Here is an 838-nt window from a genome sequence, read left to right on the forward strand (position 1 = left end):
CGGGGGACGGAAGACCAGAATGAGCAGAATGCCCACCTGTGGCGACATTTGCTGACCTGGCTGAAAGCGCACCGCCGACGCCAGCCGCTTAATGGTCTGATCCTGACGCTTGATCTCAGTGAACTGGCGAGGATGGGGACATCCGCCCGTCACGCCAGAGCCCAGGTGCTGCGTACCCGTCTGATGGACATTGCCGATGAGCTGCATACGCGGCTGCCAGTCTATGTGGTCCTCACGCATATCGATATGCTGCATGGCGCAGGAGATTTTTTCCGCCAGCTGGATGCGCAGACCCGACAGTCGCTGCTTGGCGTGAGCTTCAGCCCTGACACGGTGGGGACAAACGCATGGTCCGGCGAGCTTGATACATTCTGGGATCTCTGGCTTAGCCAGCTCAACGCGGCGCTCAGTGCCACAATGCTGGAGCCCCCGGCGCAGACGCCTCCGGCAGATGCGTTTTTGTTTATACGCCAGCTTGCGGGACTAAAATCGTTCCTGCAGACAATGCTGTCAGATGTGCTGGCTGGGGACGAAATGGCCGGTTTCCCGGTACGGGGGATTTACCTGAGCTCGGTGTACCAGCAGGGGGTGCCTTTTGATGGTTTCTCCCGGGCAACGGCCCGGCGTTATCGTCTGACGGAAGCGGCGTATCCGGCCGCACGGGGCGAGTCCAGCGTCTGGTTTGTGCGCCAGCTGTTTACCGATGTGGTGTTTCCCCAGGCGCATCTTGCCGGCGAAAGCCGTTTACATCAGCTGTATCGTCGTCGCCGGATGTCCATCGGTACCGGCCTCATGGTGCTAACAGCGTCTCTTTTCAGTCTGGGCTGGTACCATTATT

At 59.7% G+C, this 838-nt stretch carries 1 protein-coding gene; it reads left to right on the forward strand.

Going from position 1 to position 838, the window contains the following annotated elements:
- Window positions 1-48 precede the first annotated feature (48 nt).
- On the forward strand, window positions 49-838 hold a 790-nt coding region (locus tag ADK28_RS07755), incomplete at its 3' end, for a type VI secretion system protein (protein WP_239686225.1).

Source organism: Serratia sp. 506_PEND (genome assembly GCF_001076875.1).
Classification (GTDB): domain Bacteria; phylum Pseudomonadota; class Gammaproteobacteria; order Enterobacterales; family Enterobacteriaceae; genus Serratia; species Serratia marcescens.